Genomic DNA, 18,795 nt, shown 5'->3' with positions numbered 1-18,795 from the left:
TGCATAACAATAAAATTTCGAATACTGGTTAAATTTTTATAACGATCGTTATAAAATAAAAATAGATGCGTCAATTAATTTAATAATGATCGTTATGAAAATATCTGTGGCTTTTATGAAAGATACGCATGAATCTCACCTAATGCCTTGTGATAATAGCTTTAAAAAGAAACGTGGTCGCCCAAAGTGTTTTGATGAACAACAAGCCTTACAAAAAGCCATGCTATTGTTTTGGGAACATGGCTTTGAAGCGACATCGATGAGTGATTTAACTCAAGCTTTAGGGTTAACTGCACCAAGTTTATACAGTAGCTTTGGTGATAAGGTGGGACTTTTTTATAAGTGTATCGACTACTATTTGGCTCATGAAGCATGTCCAATTGAAGCGATTTTCTTAGAGGCGAAAACTGCCAAAGTCGCATTTGAATTATTTCTTTATGACAATGTACAACGTTTGGTTCAACCCAATAAACCTACAGGTTGTATGCTTGTCGTTGCTACCATGAATTGTTCTGATCATGCGCAGACAGTGCAGCATACTATTCTTGAAAGGCGTCTGAAGACCAAACAGAAAATGCTTGAGCGTTTAAAACAGGGTGTAGAAAATGGTGACATTGCCCATTCTGCCTCTCTACAAGAGATAGCAGATTTCTATGCAACAGTCTTACAAGGATTGACTGTGCAAGCACGAGATGGTGCAACGGTTCAACAATTGCATAAGGTGGTTGAACACGCAATGCGTAGCTGGGACTTATTCTAAATTTGATGTCTAAACAGCGATATAAATGTCTGAAATACGATATTTAAATTGATTTAGACATCTTTCAAAATATTCGCATTACTTAGAAAATGCGGGAAAGTGGATGGGTCTGCTAAGCAAATATCAAAAATGGGTGTTTATCTTACCTCTCATTGCTATTTTCATTTGGTCATTGAACATTGCGGTGACTCGTTATGTTGCAGATTATATTTCACCTGCCAGTATTAGTTTTTATCGGTGGTTTGTCGCTTTTATTATCCTGACGCCATTCATGCTACCCAAAGTTTGGCAACAACGTGCTTTGATTCGACCTTTGATTGGACGTTTAGCTGTGCTAAGTGCTTTTGGTATGGTGTTATATCAAGGTCTCTCATATACCGCGGCACATTATACGACTGCGACCAATATGGGCATCGTCAATGCATTTGTTCCCATTTTTACTATATTTATTTCATATTTGATTTTAAAGGATAAACCTAATCGTTTTGCGATCTTTGGTAGTTTATTGTCCTTTGCTGGATTGATCTATGTGATGAGCCAAGGTCAGCTTTCTAGTTTGTTTGCTCAAGGTGGGCATTGGGGAGATGCTGTCATGGTGATTGCTGTAGGATTCTATGCATTTTATGGGGTGTTTCTCAAAAAATGGCAAGTCCAGTTACCCTTGATGACCAGTTTATATGTCCAAATAGGGTTTGCATTGTTATATCACGTCCCATTTTTATTATATTTAGGCTTGGATGCGATTGATGCAGAGAATGCCATGAGTGTGCTTTATGCTGGTATGTTTCCATCTTTGATTGCTCCCTTGTTATGGATGGTAGCAGTACAAGCGATTGGCCCAAATCGAACCAGTATTTTTATGAATCTTATGCCTGTATTTACGGCAGTGATAGCCAGTTTTTGGTTGGCTGAACAATGGGCAATTTATCACTCGATTGGCGGTATAATGATTCTCATAGGGATTATTTTGGCCCAAAAAAAGACAAAAAAAGTTGTTCAATCACAGTTGGAAACGGCGACTTAGTTGCGCATAAATGAGATGGTTTTGCTTAAAAGAGCAACAAACGAACGTAATTTTTTTATTAACTGTTTATTCTTTCTATATGATTTACAAATATATTTTAAAGGAGTGCCTCATTTGTGATTCTGAAAAAGATCAATAAAAATAAAAATATATTTTTATTAGATCTTTAAAACTGACAAAAAAGGTACGCTTTTCACTTTTTTTGTTAGATAAATAATATATTTGTATAAGATGAATGATTGATCCATAATACTCAACACAGCAAGATGATTCGTTTTAGAATGAATGAGTTGCTTAACAAATTTGTGAACCCTCTGGATGTGATGATACACATCCTTTTTATGCTCAGTTATCCCTATATAACTGAGCTTTTTTTTATCTGCTATTCATGTAATTAAGCGCGAATCACTTCACCTGTTAACGCATTGAGAATACGACTTGGTTCTTGGCTCAAGCCTAATTTACCATCTAGATAATGCAGAGATGAACCAAAATAAGCTTGTGCTTCTTCTAAACTTTTTGCTGGAGTTAAGCCTGCGGGATTTGCGCTTGTCGATACGATAAATCCACCAAATGAATCACATAGCTCTACGCACAAAGGATGTGTTGTTACACGAACAGCAACCAAAGGGTGTTGTCCTTTAATCCAAGTCGGGATATGTTGGTCGGCTGGAAGTAGCCATGTTGTGGCACGTTCGGTCTCTTGACGATTTGACCAACTGGCAATCACTTGGTTGCGGAGGTTCGATTCTAGGTTCTGTAGTAGATGTTCTACTTGTTCTAGATGCCCAGCTAATAAAATCACGCCTTTTTCAACTGGACGATGTTTTAACTCAAGAATGTCTTGAAATGCTTGTTGATTAAAAGGATCACAGCCCAAACCCCAAACGGCTTCTGTTGGATAGGCGAGGACTTGTCCTTGTTTTAGACAATCAGCGGCTTCGGCAATCGAGTTTGTAATCATGTCTAGGAGGGTACTAACAGAAAAGATTGGCTATAGTTTAATGGATTGGACGACAACGTAAATAGCGACCACCTTGTTGTATGCACAAACCTAGTAACTCTAATTCCATTAATTGAGATGTGATTTCAGAGATCGGTGCTGGATAGCGTTGGCTGAGTAAATCTAAATCCTGTCCAATCCAATCTAAATTCTGATACAAGCTAATCAAATGTGGTGGAAGTGTTGAGTGCTGTTCTACAGCATCTTTAGTGTGTTGTTGGGTCTGCCAATGTGTAGGTAATGCTAAATCTTCAATAATCTGTTCAGGATGATCGACCAAAACAGCCCCTTCACGAATAAGTTGATGACAGCCTTGATGGTATTCACTGTAAATATGACCAGGGATAGCAAATACCATTTTACCTTGATTGGCTGCTTCATTCGCCGTAATCAAAGATCCACTTTTTAGTGCTGCTTCAACCACTAAGACACCTAAACTTAAGCCACTAACAATCCGATTTCGTCGTGGAAAATGTTGTTGTAATGGGAGTGTCGTAGGAAGAAACTCTGTGATGATGGCACCTGATTGAGCAATTTGTTGTGCCAATGGTTTATTTTGAGTGGGATAAACGGTATCTAACCCAGTACCTGTGACAGCGATACTTCGATGATGTGCTAAGCCACCGCGATGAGCAGCTTCATCAATCCCATGTGCAAGACCACTGGTAATATAAAATCCTTTCTCACTAAGGTAATAAGCAAAATCATAAGCCACTTGGCGACCATGTGGACTAGGTTTGCGGCTCCCCACCAATGCAATTTGCGGTTGCAGTAAAGCCTGAAGATGACCTTGACCAAATAATATGGGGGGATGATCTGCATAAGGCATGAGTTGTTTGGGATAGTCAATATCGTGTGGCGTCACGATAAAGTCACAGTGCTTCAAAATCAGTTGAACTATCTGTTCAAATTGTTTTTGACCTTGTGTACTTTGAAATTCTTCTAAGCGTTTTAGATGGTTTGCATGTAAACTGAGTTGATACCACTCAGAGAATCTGTGGTTTTGTGTTGCTTGTTCACAACTCCCAAAATGTTTCAGAATTTTGTGAAAGCTGGATAGGGAATGTTGAACCAAATACCACACCAACACGGTATGGTAGTGGTGGGGTGATAATTGATTCAACATAGTTTGTTCTTAGTCATCCAAGCGTGGTGGTTGAATGTTTGAACCGACCTTGATTGGTAGTTCACTTTCTAAAACGTAGGCATAGCTGATACGATCAAAACTCTTGAAGATCATCAAGCTACCCACATATTGTCCAGGTAATTTAACTTTCTCTTTAGTTTTTGGATCTTGTACGATCTCACCCTCTTGGTAGGTGCTAAAGACTTGACCAATTTCAACGCCATCAGCAGTACCACGATCAACAGTGACAACACCATTTTTTGCGGCTGTACCAATCGATCCTAATACACGAATCACTTTACCGCCATCGCGTACTTGTTTTGCATCGATAGGATAGAACAAGGTTGGCAACATTGCCTCTTGTTCAAGCATCACGCGATCACCACGACGAACTTCGCCGTTATAGCTATCAGTGAGTTCAACCGTAGTAATGTCGTTTTCATTGCGCACAGCAACACCAGATGCGACTTGAAGTAATTCAACACCTAGGTTTTGCTTTTTGCCTTGCTCATCAACAACGATGTAAGGTTCACCTTCACGGTAAACGCCATAACGCTGACCATTTTCTAGACCTTGACCACGGACGTAAACACTTTGTCCTTTGCCTGCAAGCACGCGATTGTCAGCTGTGCCTAAGATATAAGGGGTATTCGCAATCGCATCCGCTGGTAATACTGAACTACGTTCTAACCATTGTTGAATATGAGCCAATGGAATAACTGGCACACTATTGTTCAATGCTTCGATACGTACTTGCGGACGTAAAGTTGTTCCGCCACCTGTATAACGACGAATAATACCGTCACAGCCATCACCTTCATCTTTACCGATTAACGGTTTGCCATTCAAACTACAGAGTAGTAAGCGGTCACCTGGATAAATCCAGTGAGGATTCTTAACGTGTTTATTGCTTGCCCAAATTTCTGGCCAGCGCCATGGTTTACTTAAAAACTTGCCTGAGATATCCCAAAGGGTATCGCCTTTTTTCACTACATAGACATGTGGTGCCCCAGCTTTAACAGAGGGTGGGCTAACATTAGGGCTTGCTGCATGCGTTATATTTACCGTCATGCCTAATCCTGCACAGATGGCAACAGCAATCAGTTGTTTTTTTAACCCCAAGGCATGAAATGAGTGTATGCCGTTTAAAACCTTTTTCATTATCATAATTCCTAAAAATTATGTGTGTAGTTGCGCTATAATAACGACTTTACACACAATTTTTTGATCAAGCATTCCCTTCAGTTGGTTTTCTGATCAATGGCATAAATGAGGAACAGTATGGCCTTATTACCTATTTTAAGTTTTCCTGATCCCCGTCTTCGTACCATTGCCAAGCCAGTCGAAGAAGTCACTGATGATATTCGTCAGCTTGCAGCAGATATGTTAGAAACCATGTACGAGGCACCGGGTATAGGTTTAGCGGCAACTCAGGTTGATCATCATATTCAGCTTATTGTCATGGACCTTTCTGAAGAGAAAAATCAACCGATGGTGTTCATTAACCCCAAAGTCACTCCACTGACTCAAGAGACTCAGCCATACGAAGAAGGCTGTCTCTCTGTGCCTCAAATATACGACAAAGTTGAGCGTCCGTCACGTGTAAAAATTGAAGCAATTAACCTTGATGGTCAAGCATTTGAGTTAGAAGCTGACGAACTTCTCGCAGTTTGTATCCAACATGAAATGGATCACTTAAATGGCAAACTTTTTGTTGATTATTTATCGCCATTAAAACGTCAGCGTGCACGTGAAAAGGTTGAGAAAGTAGTACGCCAGCGTGAAAAAGAGAAAGTTGCTGTGAAGCGCTAAGCTCATCGTCGGTTTTTCGTGATGCCATTATTGTTTCGCAGCGGTTTATTATTCGCATTTACCGCAGTCTGTTTGCAGATTGCGGTCTTTTTGCAGCCGCTACTGCCGAAGCAATATCAAATCGCACCAGTCTGTGAAACGATTACCAAAGCTTTACTGTTACCTCAGGTACAAGCTGAGCAAAGTCAATCACAGCATCATGCTCATCATCATTCACATCAACTCGAACAAGCACCCGCATCTGCATCTTCGCACGATCATCACGATCCCAATCATCAATGTCAGTACTGTACGGTATATGCCAATTTAGTATTGCCGCCTGATGTGGGTGTCAAAGAAATTTTAGTTCGTGTTCAAGTACGTTTAGTCGCATTTCAGCAAACATTTCATCATGTTTATTTTGCGCTACAACGACTTTTTCTATTGCCACAAGGGCGAGCCCCACCTGTTTTCGCATAAATCAAAGCACTTTTTCTTAGGGTTTGTATGAACTCTAAGCCCGTTTTATTTATGTTTTAAGAGAAGACATCTCATGGCACAGCCTAAATTTTTATTACAACCCTTAACGGTTGCGATTCTTGCTGCCTCAAATTCGAGCTTACTTTGGGCAAATTCTGAAGATTTATCGACTCAGCAACGTGTTGAAGCAAAGCTTGCACCTATTGTTGTGACTGCTCAACAACCGAACCAAAATAATGGTTTAGTCATTGAAGCGGATCCTAAACAACCCATACAACCTGTACCAGCAACTGATGGTGCTGATTATTTGCAAAGCATCTTAGGCTTTAGCGCCATCAAAAATGGCGGAACGAATGGTGATATTACATTTAGAGGAATGTTTGGTTCTCGGATAAAAATGCTGGTGGATGGCAGTGAGAGTTTAGGTGCTTGTCCACAACGAATGGATGCTCCGACTTCATATATTCAGCCTGAAAGTTTTGACAAAATTACGGTAGTGAAAGGTCCACAAACTGTTCAATATGCAACGCCTGGCTCTGCAGCAACGGTGATTTTTAAGCGCCAACCAGAGAGTTTGAGCAAAGATCAGCCTTATCGTGGACAAGCGAGCGTCTTGATCGGTTCATATGGGAGACTCGATCATAATGTAGAGGCTGCGATTGGGGATGAGAGCAAATATGCGCGATTAAATGCTAATCGTTCTGTCTCAAATGATTATCAAGATGGTGATGGTCAGACGGTTCATTCAAATTGGGAGCGCTGGAATGCCGATCTTGCCTTAGGCTGGAAGCCAACAGATGATTCTTGGTTAGAATTGCGTGCAGGTAAAGGTGATGGTGAGGCTGCCTACGCTGGTCGTAGCATGGATGGTTCGCAATTTAAACGAGAAAGCCTTGGTCTACAAGCTGAACAGAAAAATATTACAGAGGTGATCAATAAAGTTGAAGCCCAAGTGGACTACAGCTATAACGATCATGTGATGGATAATTTTAGCTTACGTACGCCGCCAATGACGACCATGAATATGCACGGAATGAATATGACTGTGCCAAATAAAATGTCGATGCGGGTTGATCGTCGTACTTTAAATACCCGTTTAGCTGTAACGACAGATTGGGATAAATTTAGCGTCATTTCAGGTGTAGATACGCAGCAGAATAAGCATGGTGGTGATATGGTCATGTATGCCATGCCATCAATGAATTCGCCTTATGCTGAAGATTTGAAATTTCAATCTTATGGTGCATTTAGTGAATGGACTTATGCGATTGATCAAGATCAAAAAGTCGTAGCAGGAGCGCGTGTAGATCAAGTCAAAATAGACAATCTGCAAAATGCTAAAAATCGTAAAGATACTGTACCAAGTGGTTTTGTACGCTTGGAAAAGAGTCTCCCAGAACATGGTTTAAAGACTTATCTAGGTTTGGGATATGTGGAGCGTACACCTGACTTTTGGGAGTTGTATAGCACCACGACAGATCATGGTGTAGGTTCCACAGATATGATGGGTAAAACCACATATAAAATGGTGGATAATCTAGACAATCTGAACAATGAACGCACTGCACAATTGGATCTCGGTTTGCAAGCAGAGCATGGTGCATGGAGTACTTGGGCATCAGTTTATGCTGGATTAATCAAAGATTTCATCCTACTTGAATACAATACACCAGATAAAAGAAAACCACTTGCGCGTAATGTTAATGCCACAATTGCTGGGGCAGAGGCTGGGGTAGGTTATCAATTTAATGATCATTTCCAAGCAGATATTTCAGCAATGTATGCGTGGGGTGAAAATAGGTCAGATGATCGTGCTTTGCCACAGATAGCACCTTTTGAAGCGCGTATGAATCTTCGTTATGTGGATGAAAAATATAGTCTAGGATTGTTATGGCGTGCCGTTGCAAAACAGGATCGTATCAGTCTTAATGAAGGGAATGTGGTTGGTTATGATATGAATGAAAGTAAAGCGTTTAATACCTTGGCGATCAATGGAACATATCAATTGACCGATACTGTCGATGTTTCGGTAGGCGTTGATAATCTTTTAGATAAGGCTTACACCGAGCATTTAAATAAAGCAGGCGCTTCGATGTTTGGTTATGCAGCCAATGAGCAATTCAATAATATTGGACGTAATTATTGGATGCGTATGAGTATGAAGTTCTAAGGAATAAAAAAACAAGGTGGGAATTCCACCTTGTTTTATTTTGTAGTTATAGTTAAGTCTTTATAAAATCGATACAGCCCATATCATAAAATAGTTTAGGTAGATTATTCTCCATCCACCCTTGGCGTAGAAACTTAGCCTGTGCCCACTTCTTCTCGATAGGGTTTAGATCAGGGCTGTACGGTGGTAGCCAAAGAATACGATGGCCATGTCTGTTGAGTAGCTTTTGAATACGTTTGCTTTTATGAAACCGAGCGTTATCCATGACAATCACGCATTTAGTCTTGAGACTTGGAATTAAAGTGTGTTTGCACCAGTCGTAGAATATGGTGCCATTGATGTTCTGCTCAAAGTAATCAAGCGCAAAAAGCATTTTTTCATAGAGAGCTCCGATGACGTTGGTTCGCTTTTTTGCTTGCCAGTTGTAGCTATCGATACAGGGTGTACCAATCGGTGCATAGCCATGAGAACGAATGGTTTCAGCCTCAAAACCGCTTTCGTCCATATACACAATGGGATAACCTTGCTGTTTAAAGTTATCAAGCTTACTCTGATACGCCGCTCTTTTTATTGGACATGCTTTTGGATGTTCCAAGGTCTTTTTTTTGACTGACACCAAGACGCTTTAAAGCATTAAAGATGCCCGTTTTACTACAGTTCAAGCGACGAGCTCTTTCATAGTTATAATCATCTGGGTATCTTTTTACGTCTTCAATCAATGCGTCATCAGGTATTTTAGTCGGTGCTTTATTTCTGGTTGTTTTAGGCGCTAATTTCTTCTGCCAGCTGTGAATGGTGCTGGTGCTAAGTCCATAAAATAGCGCAGCTTCTCGTATGGTCATACCATCAGCAATGCTAGAAAGTACCTGTTTGCGATAGTCTATTGAATAAGTCATTGTTTATTTCATTAATTAAGATTGTTATAAATATTGTATCGGTTTTATTTGGATTAGACTATACTTATTAAGATCATCTACTTTATACTCTTGTAACATGTAGCTTTTAGCGTACTGCAGTCACTGTTCACTACTGAACGCTATTAAATGGTAGCGAAACGAGCCAATAGCAGTCATTTGCACGCAGATTTGCTATCATAAGCGCTACTATTTATAAGGTTTTATTATCGAGCCGCTAGGATAGCCCCTAGTATTTAACTCATAAGTATTTAGCTCACAAGTATTTCTTTATTGGCAACAGACTGCAAGCACAAAAAAGCTAAATAGAGCAGTTATGTTTGGCTAAAAAGTAATGCTTTTTTATTTAAAGGTGACATATGAATCAAGTTCAACCTAGGGTAGCGCCGCTAAACAAATGGCCTATGATCAGCCGTGTTTTTCATTGGATAAGCGCACTGCTATTATTAGTGACATGGGCGCTGATATTTCTTTATGACAATACTGATGACTCGTTTTATATCGGTTTGCATAAAGCGTTTGGGTTAAGTTTATTGTTTTGGATGCTGGCTCGAGTGATTAGTCGAATATTCACAAAAGCACCACCTGCCGTGCCAATGCCAAAATGGCAAGATATCATTGCTAAGTTCACCCACTTTGCACTTTATGCGCTACTGATAGCGATGCCGGTAGTCGGGCTGTTGATGTCTGTTTATGGCGGCCGAGCCGTTGATATGTTTGGCCTGTTCGAAATCCCGGTGTTCGTTACCCCAGATCGCGGTTTGGCGCGTACCTTTCATGACTGGCATACAGAGATCATTTGGCCGCTGATTCTTGCCTTTACTGCCGCTCACATTGGCGCGGCGCTATACCATCAATTTATCAAAAAAGATAAGCTGATAAAGCGTATGTGGTAGCGCTGATGACGTCGTTTATAATGATTGACTGATGTTTTGCTAAATATAGTTAAGTCTTTATAAAATCGATACAGCCCATATCATGAAACAGTTTAGGTAGATTATTTTCCATCCACCCTTGGCGTAGAAACTTCACTTGAGCCCATTTTTTCTCAATAGGGTTCAAGTCTGGGCTGTACGGCGGCAGCCATAGGATACGATGACCATGCCTGTTCAGTAATTTTTGGATACGTCTACTTTTATGAAACCGAGCGTTATCCATGACAATCACGCATTTGGTTTTAAGGCTTGGGATTAGGGTGTGTTTGCACCAATCGTAGAATATGCCGCTGTTAATGTTGTGTTCAAAGTAATCCAGTGCAAATAGCATCTTTTCATATAGAGCCCCAATGACGTTGGTTCGCTTTTTACCTTGCCAGTTGTAGCTGTCGATACAGGGTTTGCCTATCGGTGCATAACCATGAGGACGAATGGTCTGGCTTTCAAAACCGCTTTCGTCCATATACACAATGGGATAACCTTGCTGTTTAAAGTTATCAAGCTTACTCTGATACGCCGCTCTTTTTATTGGACATGCTTTTGGATGTTCCAAGGTCTTTTTTTTGACTGACACCAAGACGCTTTAAAGCATTAAAGATGCCCGTTTTACTACAGTTCAAGCGACGAGCTCTTTCATAGTTATAATCATCTGGGTATCTTTTTACGTCTTCAATCAATGCGTCATCAGGTATTTTAGTCGGTGCTTTATTTCTGGTTGTTTTAGGCGCTAATTTCTTCTGCCAGCTGTGAATGGTGCTGGTGCTAAGTCCATAAAATAGCGCAGCTTCTCGTATGGTCATACCATCAGCAATGCTAGAAAGTACCTGTTTGCGATAGTCTATTGAATAAGTCATTGTTTATTTCATTAATTAAGATTGTTATAAATATTGTATCGGTTTTATTTGGATTAGACTATAAGCCAAGCAATCTTGTTTTGGCATCAAACTATCGCAGTACAACGGATTTAAAGCACATTGTAGGTCATCAATTTGTTCTTGGGTCACATAGCCTTTAGCTTTGAGATATTCTGCAACGCGATCATCTCTTAAACTTAAGAATGCTGCATCGTAAACTCCTAAATCTACAAATAAAGCAGCAGTTTCTAAGCTATTAAAATGATCTAAAAATACGTCATTTTCATACATCAGGAATACATGGTCTAAGTCTGCATTCGTATCGACTTTGAGTCGTTGTGCAAGCTCTAAAGGACGTGTTTTGATAAACAGTAAATCGGTCAATTCATCAAATTGTGATTTATCGAGTTGATGTGTGCCTGTTTTAACGTGCCCTAACCATGCTTTAAAGACGAGAACTGCACCACCACGAAGTAGCATGCTCCACATTTGATGGCGTGTATCGTGATCTAGATGTGCAGATTCATTTTCCAAGGCTTTCACTAGATTCTCTTCTTGCTGAGCCAATTTATCAAAAAGCCCTAAACCTTGTGGATGATATGCAGCTGGTGCAAAAACATCAAAATTCAGATCGTGAAACACTTTTAGCGCGAGAGGAACAGCCGCTTGATATAGTGTATTTAATGCACGAGTGTGTAATTCACTGAGCTTGCTTTGTTCGAAAATTTGTTGCCAGTCAAGTTCTGGAAGTAGCGCATTTGCACTGTATTGGCGATAAAATTGTAATGCGGTATGCTCTGAAGGGGCTGTATTGCTATTCATGATCAATGTCCTTTTTGGCGAGAGTAAGAAACCAAAGGATTGATGCATTGGTTTCTTGCAATTTGATCAATTTATGCGTGATTTAAAAAGCAAGTAGAATACGACTAAAGTTGTAGATGTGGATTTTTATGTTATAAAAATTATTAAAATCAATGATATATGTAATTGTAAGTAAGTGTACAAACGTTCACTAATGTAAGTGATTTATTTTGCCATAGTCAACTACTGTTTGAGCATTTTGGTCAATTTTTTAGCAACCAAAATGCTTTTTGTTGATCACTTCTGCCTATATCTAAAAATATTATGCTAGTCGCTGATCATTAATGGGCGTTTGATCCTTTTAACTCAATCTTTGTGCATCGGCATAATTTTTAATCCCGAAAGCCACGAACGCAGACCTGCTGGTTTTAGTGGTTTTTTCAGTAAGACGATATTCTGTTGTTTAAGTTTTTGCGGTAACTCTGGGTCAGAATCCGCAGTGATGAGTGCAACAGGAATGTGGGCAGGGCGATGCTGTTCGATAAAATCGAGTCCACGTTGATCATGATTTAAATGTTGATCAATTAGCCAAACCTGAATATCTTCATGTTGGATCAGCTCTAATGCTTCTGCTGGTTCAGTGGCAGTAAAGATTTGATAACCCCATTTGCTGAGTAAAGTCCGCATACCTTCCAAAATCGTTTCATCATTATCCAAACATAAAACTTTATAAGCCGTATGTTGTAAGGCGGTCAGTTGTGGTGAGGCGACTTGAATTTTTGGAGCTTCTGCTAGAGGCACTTCAATCATAAAACAAGAACCTTTACCCAACTCAGAATAAACTTGAACAGGGAAATCTAGTAAGCTCGTCATACGTTGCACAATCGCTAGACCTAAACCAAGTCCTTGTTCACCCCATGGTGAAGTATGTCCACAACGTTCAAACTCTTGGAAAAGTTTTACGCGTTGTTGTTCATTGATACCAGGTCCTGTATCCCACACACCGATTCGAATATGATTCGGACGTTGAGCTGAACGTAATACACCTACTACAACACGACCTTGAGCAGTATAACGTAATGCATTGCTGACAAAATTTTGGATTATTCGTCGCATCCATTGTGGATCAGTATCTACCCAAAACTTAGTGTCATGCACTTTGAGTTGAATATTGCGTTGAGCTGCGATGGATTTAAATTGCAATTCGAGATCACTCAATAAATCATGTAATGAATATGCTTGGCGCTTCGGTTGAATGGTTCCACCTTCGAGGCGAGCAATATCTAAAAGTGCGGATAACATACTCTCTGCACCATAGAGTGCACGGTCTAGCTGTTGTAGGGTGAGTTGATCATCTGGATTATCAATACTTTGCTCAAGTGCAGTACTAAACAGTCGTGCCGCATGCATCGGTTGCAATAAGTCATGGCTTGCAGCAGCCAAGAATCGACTTTTGGATTGATTGGCTTTATCGGCTTGTTCAAGTGCTAATTGCTGTTCTGTCAATGCATCGGCAAGCTGTCGGGTACGATCACGGACTCTTTCTTCTAAAACAGCCTCATTTTCACGGAACGCCGTAATATCTGCGAAAGTCGTGACAAAACCACCACCTTCGATTGGATTACCACGCATTTGAATCACAAGACCATCTTTACGAATCCGTTCAAATTCATGAGCACTTCCAACTTTCATCCAATGAATACGTTTACGAACATGTTCCTCAACTGGTCCTGGACCACATTCACCACGTTCGGCGTTATAGCGTATAAGATCAGCAATTGGACAGCCGACATAAACTAAATCTTTAGGGTAATCAAACAGTTTTAGATATTGATTGTTCCATGCAACTAAACACATATTTTTATCGACCACACTCACCCCTTGAGTCATATGATCAATCATGGTCATCAGTAAGTTTTGGTTGAAACGCTGCCATTGGGAGGCTTGGTCTAAGATATTGGCGACTTGACCTAAAGCTAAACCATTATTGATCAAAGCAGTGGTCAATAAAGTTCGCGCCGATGCTGCACCAATGATCCCCGCTAAATATTGTTCAGTAAAACGCCACCACATCCCATTTGCGACATGATTTTCATTTAAAACCACATGATTTTGTTCACAAAATTGCTGGAATGCTTGGATTGTCGGTTTTTCACCTGTAATTCTTTTCGCGAGAGCGAGTAGGTCACCGACTTTTAATCGTGCGGCATTTTGATGTAAATCACTGAGATCTGTTGAAGTCTGTGCTGAAGGTAGAGGTTTGCTTTCGTAATAAAAGAAACTTTCAGCCTGAATTTGTTCAGCAATACTTGGGCGGTACAAGCGTGAAACCCAAATATACATGGCGATATTCAGTCCTAAAGACCATAAAACACCATGTGTTAATGGAACAAAAGATTCAAAACCCAATAATGCTTCTGGGCGTAAGCTATTAATATCAAAAGGACCAAACAGCAATAAATGTTGCGCAAAATTTTGATAATGCCCAGGAAGGCTACGTAAAACTGTTGGGAATAATAGTGTATAGCTCCACATCACAAAGCCAACAATCAGTCCCGCGTATACTCCTTGACGACTAGCTCCTCGCCAGTACAAACCACCAATCAAAGCAGGTGAAAATTGTGCGACTGCACTAAAAGCGAGTAAGCCAAAAACAGATAGTTGGTTGATATCATTAAAAAAATGGAAAAACAAAAAGCCGAGCAGCATGACACCAACGATACTAATCCGACGAGTTAATTTCAAAACACGTGGCAGTTGTTGATCTTGACGAGAAATGATCTTAAATCGCCAAAGTGCAGGCATGATCAAATCATTACTAAGCATGATTGAAAGTGCCACAGATGCAACCAATAACATTCCTGTAGAAGCCGAAAATCCGCCTAGAAATGCCAGTAATGTAAGCCATTCTTGTTGATAACTGAGCGGTAGTGCGAGCACCGCAATATCAGGTGTGCCCAATGATTCAGGCAATGAGTGTAATGCCCAACTTGCGATAGGAATAATCGCGATGATGGTCAAAATCAAATACGCTGCAAACCAACGTCGAGCACCACGGATATGTTTTTCATCGCGTAACTCAACCACTGCAACGTGGAACTGACGAGGTAAACAAATCATGGCTAAACCAGCCAGTAGCGTTTGCACCCAAAAGGTTTCTGGAACGCCAACTTGTTGTAAGTCATGAAAATGTTGACTGACATCGTTGCTGACTTGTTTAATGTTTTCAGGCGATTGCAATAAGAAAAATCCTGCAACACAGAGGAGGGCGAATAATTTCACAAAGGATTCAAAGGCAACCGCCAGCATCAAACCGCCATGCTGTTCCGTGTGTGCAATATGTCGTGTTCCGAAAATCATAGCCAAAATAGCCAAAAGGGCTGTCAGCATTAACACACTGTTTGTTGTCGTAGTGACGTGTGCATTTTGTTCTAGAATGACCGATGCACTGAGTGCAATAGCACGTAATTGCAATGCCAAATAAGGAACAATAGCAATGACTGCTAAAATCGTGACGAGTGCAGCCAAACTTCCACTTTTACCGTAACGAGCAGCAACAAAATCGGCAATAGATGAAATGGCATGGTATTGGCGAATACGTCCCAACCGTTTCCAAATATCGTATCCAAACCAAATAAATAGCAAAGGACCCAGATAAATCGGGAGGAAAATAACACCTTCTCGAACAGCAGCGCCTGTAGCACCATAAAACGTCCAAGATGAACAATACACGCCGAGCGTTAGGCTAAACAACAGCATACGACCGCGTGGACTCAAGCGGCTAGCGTGTTTTTCACCGAAGAAAGCACAGCCGAAAAGTAGCACGATATAGAGGGCGAGTACCCCGATAATAAGCCAACTGTTCATATTGCCCACGTGTTCAAATTCCATTTTTTGGTGGTGTTTCAAAAAGTATGCTGAAACAAAGCAGGTTGAATTTTGATAAAATAGAGAAATGCGAATAACTCTAGAAATCAAATGTCCAACCTGCCTCAGTGACAGTATAAAGAAAAATGGCATCAAAGTAGATGGGAAACAAAACTATCAGTGCAAAGACTGTAAACGTCAGTTTATTGGTGACCATGCTCTGAGCTATCTAGGATGTAATTCAGGCATTACTCGAAAAATATTACAGTTGATGGTCAGAGGTAGTGGTATACGAGATATCGCTGAAGTTGAGCGAATCAGTATCGGTAAAGTTTTACGTACTTTAACCGAATCGACCTACCAAATTCAGCCTAAACAAAGTCATTATGAGTCTCTTGAAGTTGATGAGTTTTGGACTTTTGTGGGAAATAAAAATAATAAACAATGGCTTATTTACGCCTACCATCGAGAAACAGGTGAGATTGTTGCTTATGTTTGGGGTAAAAGAGACTTAGCTACAGTTCAACGATTGAAGACAAAGCTTAAACAATTAGGTATTCACTACACCCGAATTGCAAGTGATCATTGGGACAGTTTCATAACTGCTTTTAAAAACTGCGAGCAAAGTATTGGTAAATTTTTTACTGTAGGTATTGAAGGTAATAATTGCAAAATAAGGCATCGAATTAGGCGCGGTTTTAGAAGGAGTTGTAATTTTTCAAAAAAGATTGAAAACCATTTTAAAGCTTTCGACTTAACCTTTTTTTACATCAATAATGGCTTCATTTAATGTCAGCATACTTTTTGAAACACCACCCCATTTTTTATCATACCCGATGCTTCGCTTGCATGATGAGTTGAGATGTGCATTTAGAGACCAAAGTCTAAGTTACGAGTCAAGCATAATCTTGTTAACTTTAATTATGAAAAATCCCATTTGAAAAAGGGGTCCATGGTTGGACACAAAAATAAGGAGTCGGTTATGGATGATTCACAGGTAGAACGAATTCTACGTAATCCAAAGTTTCAAGAGATGGTGAGCAAGAAGCGTACTTTAAGTTGGACATTAACAGCAATCATGTTGTTTATCTACGTCGGCTTTATGCTTTTAGTTGGCTACAACAAAGAATTTCTAGCAAGTTCATTTAGCGGTGGTGTAACAACATGGGGGATGCCTCTTGGTTTGGGCATTATCGTGTTGTCTTTTTTGTTATGTGGTGTGTATTCATATATCGCCAACAATAAATTAGACCGTCTAAATGAAGAGGCTCTCAAGGAAGTTGAGGCGATCACACATGAAAAAGGAATGCACTGAGATGAAAGGGACGTCAATAAAAGCGAAACTCTTCGCTCTCACAAGCTTGGTGAGTTCTGGAATCGCCTACGCTGGACCAGACCTTGGAGCAGCAGAGCAGCAAGCAACCAACTGGCACGCGATCATTATGTTTATGATCTTCGTGGGTTTTACGCTGTTTATTACTAAATGGGCAGCAAAACAGACAACAAATGCTAGTGATTTCTATACGGCAGGCGGTGGTATCAGCGGTTTCCAAAATGGTTTGGCGATAGCGGGTGACTATATGTCGGCAGCATCGTTCTTGGGTATTTCCGCACTTGTTTTCAGTTCAGGTTTTGATGGCTTACTCTACTCACTTGGTTTCATGGTGGGTTGGCCAATTGTATTATTCTTAGTTGCAGAGCGTTTACGTAACTTGGGTAAATACAATTTATCTGACGTGGTTTCTTTCCGCTTAGATGAGAAGCCAGTCCGTACCTTAGCAGCATTTAGTTCATTGGTTGTTGTTGCATTCTATTTGATTGCTCAAATGGTGGGTGCAGGTCAGTTAATCAAATTATTGTTTGGTCTGAACTATAACATCGCTGTTGTGATCGTTGGCTTATTGATGATGGCATACGTAATCTTCGGTGGTATGTTGGCGACCACTTGGGTACAAATCATCAAAGCGGTGATGTTACTCAGTGGTGCGACTTTCATGGCATTTATGGTAATGAAAGCTGTTGGATTTAGTTTCACGAATATGTTTAACCAAGCGATTGGTGTTTATAGCCAAGCGCATGGTATGAGCTGGGAAGAAGCTGCAAAAATCATGGGGCCAGGCAAACTCGCTGCAAACCCAATTGATGCACTGTCATTAGGTCTTGCTTTGATGTTTGGTACTGCTGGTTTACCACATATCTTAATGCGTTTCTTCACAGTTAAAGATGCAAAAGAAGCACGTAAGTCTGTAGTTGTAGCAACTGGTTTTATTGGTTACTTCTATCTTTTAACTTTCATCATTGGTTTCGGTGCAATCTTGTTTGTTGCAAACAACCCTCAATTCCTTGATGTTGCAAAAGCTGCTATGACAGGAAAATTAGAGTTGGTCGGTGGTAACAACATGGCTGCGGTTCACCTTAGTGATGCTGTGGGTGGCGACCTATTCATGGGCTTCATCTCAGCAGTGGCTTTCGCAACAATCTTGGCGGTTGTTGCTGGTTTGACACTCTCAGGTGCTTCAGCAATTTCTCATGACCTTTATGCAAACGTATTCAAAAAAGGTAAAACGACTCCTCAATCAGAATTGCGTATGTCTAAAATTGCAACTTTAGGCTTAGCAATCTTTGCAATGATCTTGGGGATTTTGTTCGAGAAACAAAACGTTGCCTTCATGGTTGGTTTAGCATTCTCTGTAGCATGTTGTGCAAACTTCCCAGTCCTTGTTTTATCAATGTTCTGGAAAGGCTTAACGACTCGTGGTGCGGTTATCGGTGGTGTTGTTGGTTTAGTTGGTGCAGTGACTCTGATTATCTTATCAAAAGCAGTTTGGGTAGATACGCTTGCGATCTCAGAAACAGCACCAAACCCATTTAATGGTCCTGCATTATTTGCTATGCCACTATCGTTCTTATGCTGCTGGTTCTTCTCTGTAACAGACAAGTCAGCACGCGCTCAAAAAGAACGCAAAGCATTCGACGCACAGTTTGTTCGCTCACAAACAGGTATTGGAATCTCAGGTGCATCTGATCACTAAGTAGATTCTACGCTTTATTAAAAAGCCCTCATCATTGA

The 18,795-nt window shown here is 40.4% G+C and carries 18 protein-coding genes; 9 read left to right on the top strand and 9 right to left on the bottom strand.

From position 1 onward, the window contains the following. The first annotated feature begins 94 nt into the window (after positions 1–94). Positions 95–760, top strand: coding sequence for a TetR/AcrR family transcriptional regulator (locus Q9Q86_RS11970; RefSeq protein ID WP_004967048.1), 666 nt, complete (start codon positions 95–97; stop codon positions 758–760). Positions 761–863: 103 nt separating this feature from the next. Next, positions 864–1,784 (top strand): DMT family transporter, encoded by a 921-nt coding sequence (locus Q9Q86_RS11965; RefSeq protein WP_112986697.1) that lies wholly within the window; start codon positions 864–866, stop codon positions 1,782–1,784. Positions 1,785–2,178: 394 nt separating this feature from the next. On the opposite strand, the gene Q9Q86_RS11960 is transcribed toward Q9Q86_RS11965, so the two are convergent. Genes Q9Q86_RS11960 through Q9Q86_RS11950 form a run of 3 tightly spaced genes read right to left on the bottom strand, consistent with a single transcriptional unit; the run spans position 2,179 to position 5,074 of the window. Continuing rightward, a complete protein-coding gene (locus Q9Q86_RS11960; RefSeq protein WP_112986698.1) occupies positions 2,179–2,748 on the bottom strand; it encodes a Sua5/YciO/YrdC/YwlC family protein in 570 nt (189 codons plus the stop codon). Positions 2,749–2,785: 37 nt separating this feature from the next. Then, positions 2,786–3,913 (bottom strand): DNA-processing protein DprA, encoded by a 1,128-nt coding sequence (gene dprA, locus Q9Q86_RS11955; protein WP_112986699.1) that lies wholly within the window; start codon positions 3,911–3,913, stop codon positions 2,786–2,788. 9 nt (positions 3,914–3,922) lie between these two features. Beyond that, the gene (locus Q9Q86_RS11950; RefSeq protein WP_004905510.1) at positions 3,923–5,074 is read right to left on the bottom strand and encodes a LysM peptidoglycan-binding domain-containing protein; all 1,152 of its coding nucleotides are present in this window, start codon (positions 5,072–5,074) and stop codon (positions 3,923–3,925) included. Positions 5,075–5,194: 120 nt separating this feature from the next. On the opposite strand from Q9Q86_RS11950, the gene def reads away from it, so the two are divergent. The 3 genes from def to Q9Q86_RS11935 all read left to right on the top strand — a co-directional run bounded on the left by def (position 5,195) and on the right by Q9Q86_RS11935 (position 8,354). Then, the gene (gene def / locus Q9Q86_RS11945; RefSeq protein ID WP_004905508.1) at positions 5,195–5,725 is read left to right on the top strand and encodes a peptide deformylase; all 531 of its coding nucleotides are present in this window, start codon (positions 5,195–5,197) and stop codon (positions 5,723–5,725) included. Between the two features lie 21 nt (positions 5,726–5,746). Next, positions 5,747–6,184, top strand: coding sequence for a DUF2946 family protein (locus tag Q9Q86_RS11940; RefSeq protein WP_004967052.1), 438 nt, complete (start codon positions 5,747–5,749; stop codon positions 6,182–6,184). Positions 6,185–6,257: 73 nt separating this feature from the next. Then, positions 6,258–8,354 (top strand): TonB-dependent copper receptor, encoded by a 2,097-nt coding sequence (locus Q9Q86_RS11935; RefSeq protein ID WP_112986700.1) that lies wholly within the window; start codon positions 6,258–6,260, stop codon positions 8,352–8,354. A gap of 52 nt (positions 8,355–8,406) precedes the next feature. Here the strand turns inward: Q9Q86_RS11935 and Q9Q86_RS11930 are convergent, their stop codons facing one another. Together Q9Q86_RS11930 and Q9Q86_RS11925 are read right to left on the bottom strand one after the other, a co-directional pair. After that, positions 8,407–8,949, bottom strand: coding sequence for an IS630 family transposase (locus Q9Q86_RS11930; protein ID WP_305155981.1), 543 nt, complete (start codon positions 8,947–8,949; stop codon positions 8,407–8,409). Next, positions 8,900–9,250, bottom strand: coding sequence for an IS630 transposase-related protein (locus Q9Q86_RS11925; protein WP_112987694.1), 351 nt, complete (start codon positions 9,248–9,250; stop codon positions 8,900–8,902). The genes Q9Q86_RS11930 and Q9Q86_RS11925 overlap by 50 nt, the downstream gene beginning before the upstream one ends. A gap of 377 nt (positions 9,251–9,627) precedes the next feature. Between Q9Q86_RS11925 and Q9Q86_RS11920 the strand changes: the two genes are divergently transcribed. Continuing rightward, positions 9,628–10,164 (top strand): cytochrome b, encoded by a 537-nt coding sequence (locus Q9Q86_RS11920; RefSeq protein ID WP_112987369.1) that lies wholly within the window; start codon positions 9,628–9,630, stop codon positions 10,162–10,164. 49 nt (positions 10,165–10,213) lie between these two features. Here Q9Q86_RS11920 and Q9Q86_RS11915 read toward each other — a convergent pair whose 3' ends face one another. The 4 genes from Q9Q86_RS11915 to Q9Q86_RS11900 all read right to left on the bottom strand — a co-directional run bounded on the left by Q9Q86_RS11915 (position 10,214) and on the right by Q9Q86_RS11900 (position 15,725). Then, positions 10,214–10,756, bottom strand: coding sequence for an IS630 family transposase (locus Q9Q86_RS11915; protein ID WP_305156049.1), 543 nt, complete (start codon positions 10,754–10,756; stop codon positions 10,214–10,216). Then, complete coding sequence (locus Q9Q86_RS11910; protein WP_112987694.1) at positions 10,707–11,057, bottom strand: IS630 transposase-related protein; 351 nt, start codon at positions 11,055–11,057, stop codon at positions 10,707–10,709. Before Q9Q86_RS11910 ends, Q9Q86_RS11915 begins: the two co-directional genes overlap by 50 nt. A gap of 24 nt (positions 11,058–11,081) precedes the next feature. Then, positions 11,082–11,879 (bottom strand): hypothetical protein, encoded by a 798-nt coding sequence (locus tag Q9Q86_RS11905; protein ID WP_305156048.1) that lies wholly within the window; start codon positions 11,877–11,879, stop codon positions 11,082–11,084. Between the two features lie 345 nt (positions 11,880–12,224). After that, on the bottom strand, positions 12,225–15,725 hold the full coding sequence (locus tag Q9Q86_RS11900) for a PAS domain-containing hybrid sensor histidine kinase/response regulator (protein WP_171293875.1): 3,501 nt from the start codon (positions 15,723–15,725) through the stop codon (positions 12,225–12,227). A gap of 88 nt (positions 15,726–15,813) precedes the next feature. Here Q9Q86_RS11900 and Q9Q86_RS11895 point away from each other — a divergent pair, with 88 nt between their 5' ends. The 3 genes from Q9Q86_RS11895 to Q9Q86_RS11885 all read left to right on the top strand — a co-directional run bounded on the left by Q9Q86_RS11895 (position 15,814) and on the right by Q9Q86_RS11885 (position 18,757). Beyond that, positions 15,814–16,515: an IS1-like element ISPa14 family transposase gene (locus Q9Q86_RS11895; protein ID WP_004678526.1), complete on the top strand. Its 702-nt coding sequence runs from the start codon at positions 15,814–15,816 to the stop codon at positions 16,513–16,515. Positions 16,516–16,707: 192 nt separating this feature from the next. Further along, positions 16,708–17,040, top strand: coding sequence for a DUF485 domain-containing protein (locus Q9Q86_RS11890; protein WP_004956538.1), 333 nt, complete (start codon positions 16,708–16,710; stop codon positions 17,038–17,040). A 1-nt stretch (position 17,041) separates the two neighbouring features. Beyond that, complete coding sequence (locus Q9Q86_RS11885) at positions 17,042–18,757, top strand: cation acetate symporter (protein ID WP_004905491.1); 1,716 nt, start codon at positions 17,042–17,044, stop codon at positions 18,755–18,757. Positions 18,758–18,795 lie beyond the last annotated feature (38 nt).

The sequence above is a fragment of the Acinetobacter sp. A22 genome (assembly GCF_030913345.1).
Lineage (GTDB): Bacteria > Pseudomonadota > Gammaproteobacteria > Pseudomonadales > Moraxellaceae > Acinetobacter > Acinetobacter junii.
This window is presented reverse-complemented; position numbering and strand designations above follow the sequence as displayed.

Bases quoted from the DNA above. Each gene is read 5' to 3' on its own strand.
- Q9Q86_RS11970 (WP_004967048.1), top strand. From the start codon at position 95: ATGAAAATATCTGTGGCTTTTATGAAAGATACGCATGAATCTCACCTA.
- Q9Q86_RS11965 (WP_112986697.1), top strand. From the start codon at position 864: ATGGGTCTGCTAAGCAAATATCAAAAATGGGTGTTTATCTTACCTCTC.
- Q9Q86_RS11960 (WP_112986698.1), bottom strand. From the start codon at position 2,748: ATGATTACAAACTCGATTGCCGAAGCCGCTGATTGTCTAAAACAAGGA.
- dprA (WP_112986699.1), bottom strand. From the start codon at position 3,913: ATGTTGAATCAATTATCACCCCACCACTACCATACCGTGTTGGTGTGG.
- Q9Q86_RS11950 (WP_004905510.1), bottom strand. From the start codon at position 5,074: ATGAAAAAGGTTTTAAACGGCATACACTCATTTCATGCCTTGGGGTTA.
- def (WP_004905508.1), top strand. From the start codon at position 5,195: ATGGCCTTATTACCTATTTTAAGTTTTCCTGATCCCCGTCTTCGTACC.
- Q9Q86_RS11940 (WP_004967052.1), top strand. From the start codon at position 5,747: ATGCCATTATTGTTTCGCAGCGGTTTATTATTCGCATTTACCGCAGTC.
- Q9Q86_RS11935 (WP_112986700.1), top strand. From the start codon at position 6,258: ATGGCACAGCCTAAATTTTTATTACAACCCTTAACGGTTGCGATTCTT.
- Q9Q86_RS11925 (WP_112987694.1), bottom strand. From the start codon at position 9,250: ATGACTTATTCAATAGACTATCGCAAACAGGTACTTTCTAGCATTGCT.
- Q9Q86_RS11920 (WP_112987369.1), top strand. From the start codon at position 9,628: ATGAATCAAGTTCAACCTAGGGTAGCGCCGCTAAACAAATGGCCTATG.
- Q9Q86_RS11910 (WP_112987694.1), bottom strand. From the start codon at position 11,057: ATGACTTATTCAATAGACTATCGCAAACAGGTACTTTCTAGCATTGCT.
- Q9Q86_RS11905 (WP_305156048.1), bottom strand. From the start codon at position 11,879: ATGAATAGCAATACAGCCCCTTCAGAGCATACCGCATTACAATTTTAT.
- Q9Q86_RS11900 (WP_171293875.1), bottom strand. From the start codon at position 15,725: ATGAACAGTTGGCTTATTATCGGGGTACTCGCCCTCTATATCGTGCTA.
- Q9Q86_RS11895 (WP_004678526.1), top strand. From the start codon at position 15,814: ATGCGAATAACTCTAGAAATCAAATGTCCAACCTGCCTCAGTGACAGT.
- Q9Q86_RS11890 (WP_004956538.1), top strand. From the start codon at position 16,708: ATGGATGATTCACAGGTAGAACGAATTCTACGTAATCCAAAGTTTCAA.
- Q9Q86_RS11885 (WP_004905491.1), top strand. From the start codon at position 17,042: ATGAAAGGGACGTCAATAAAAGCGAAACTCTTCGCTCTCACAAGCTTG.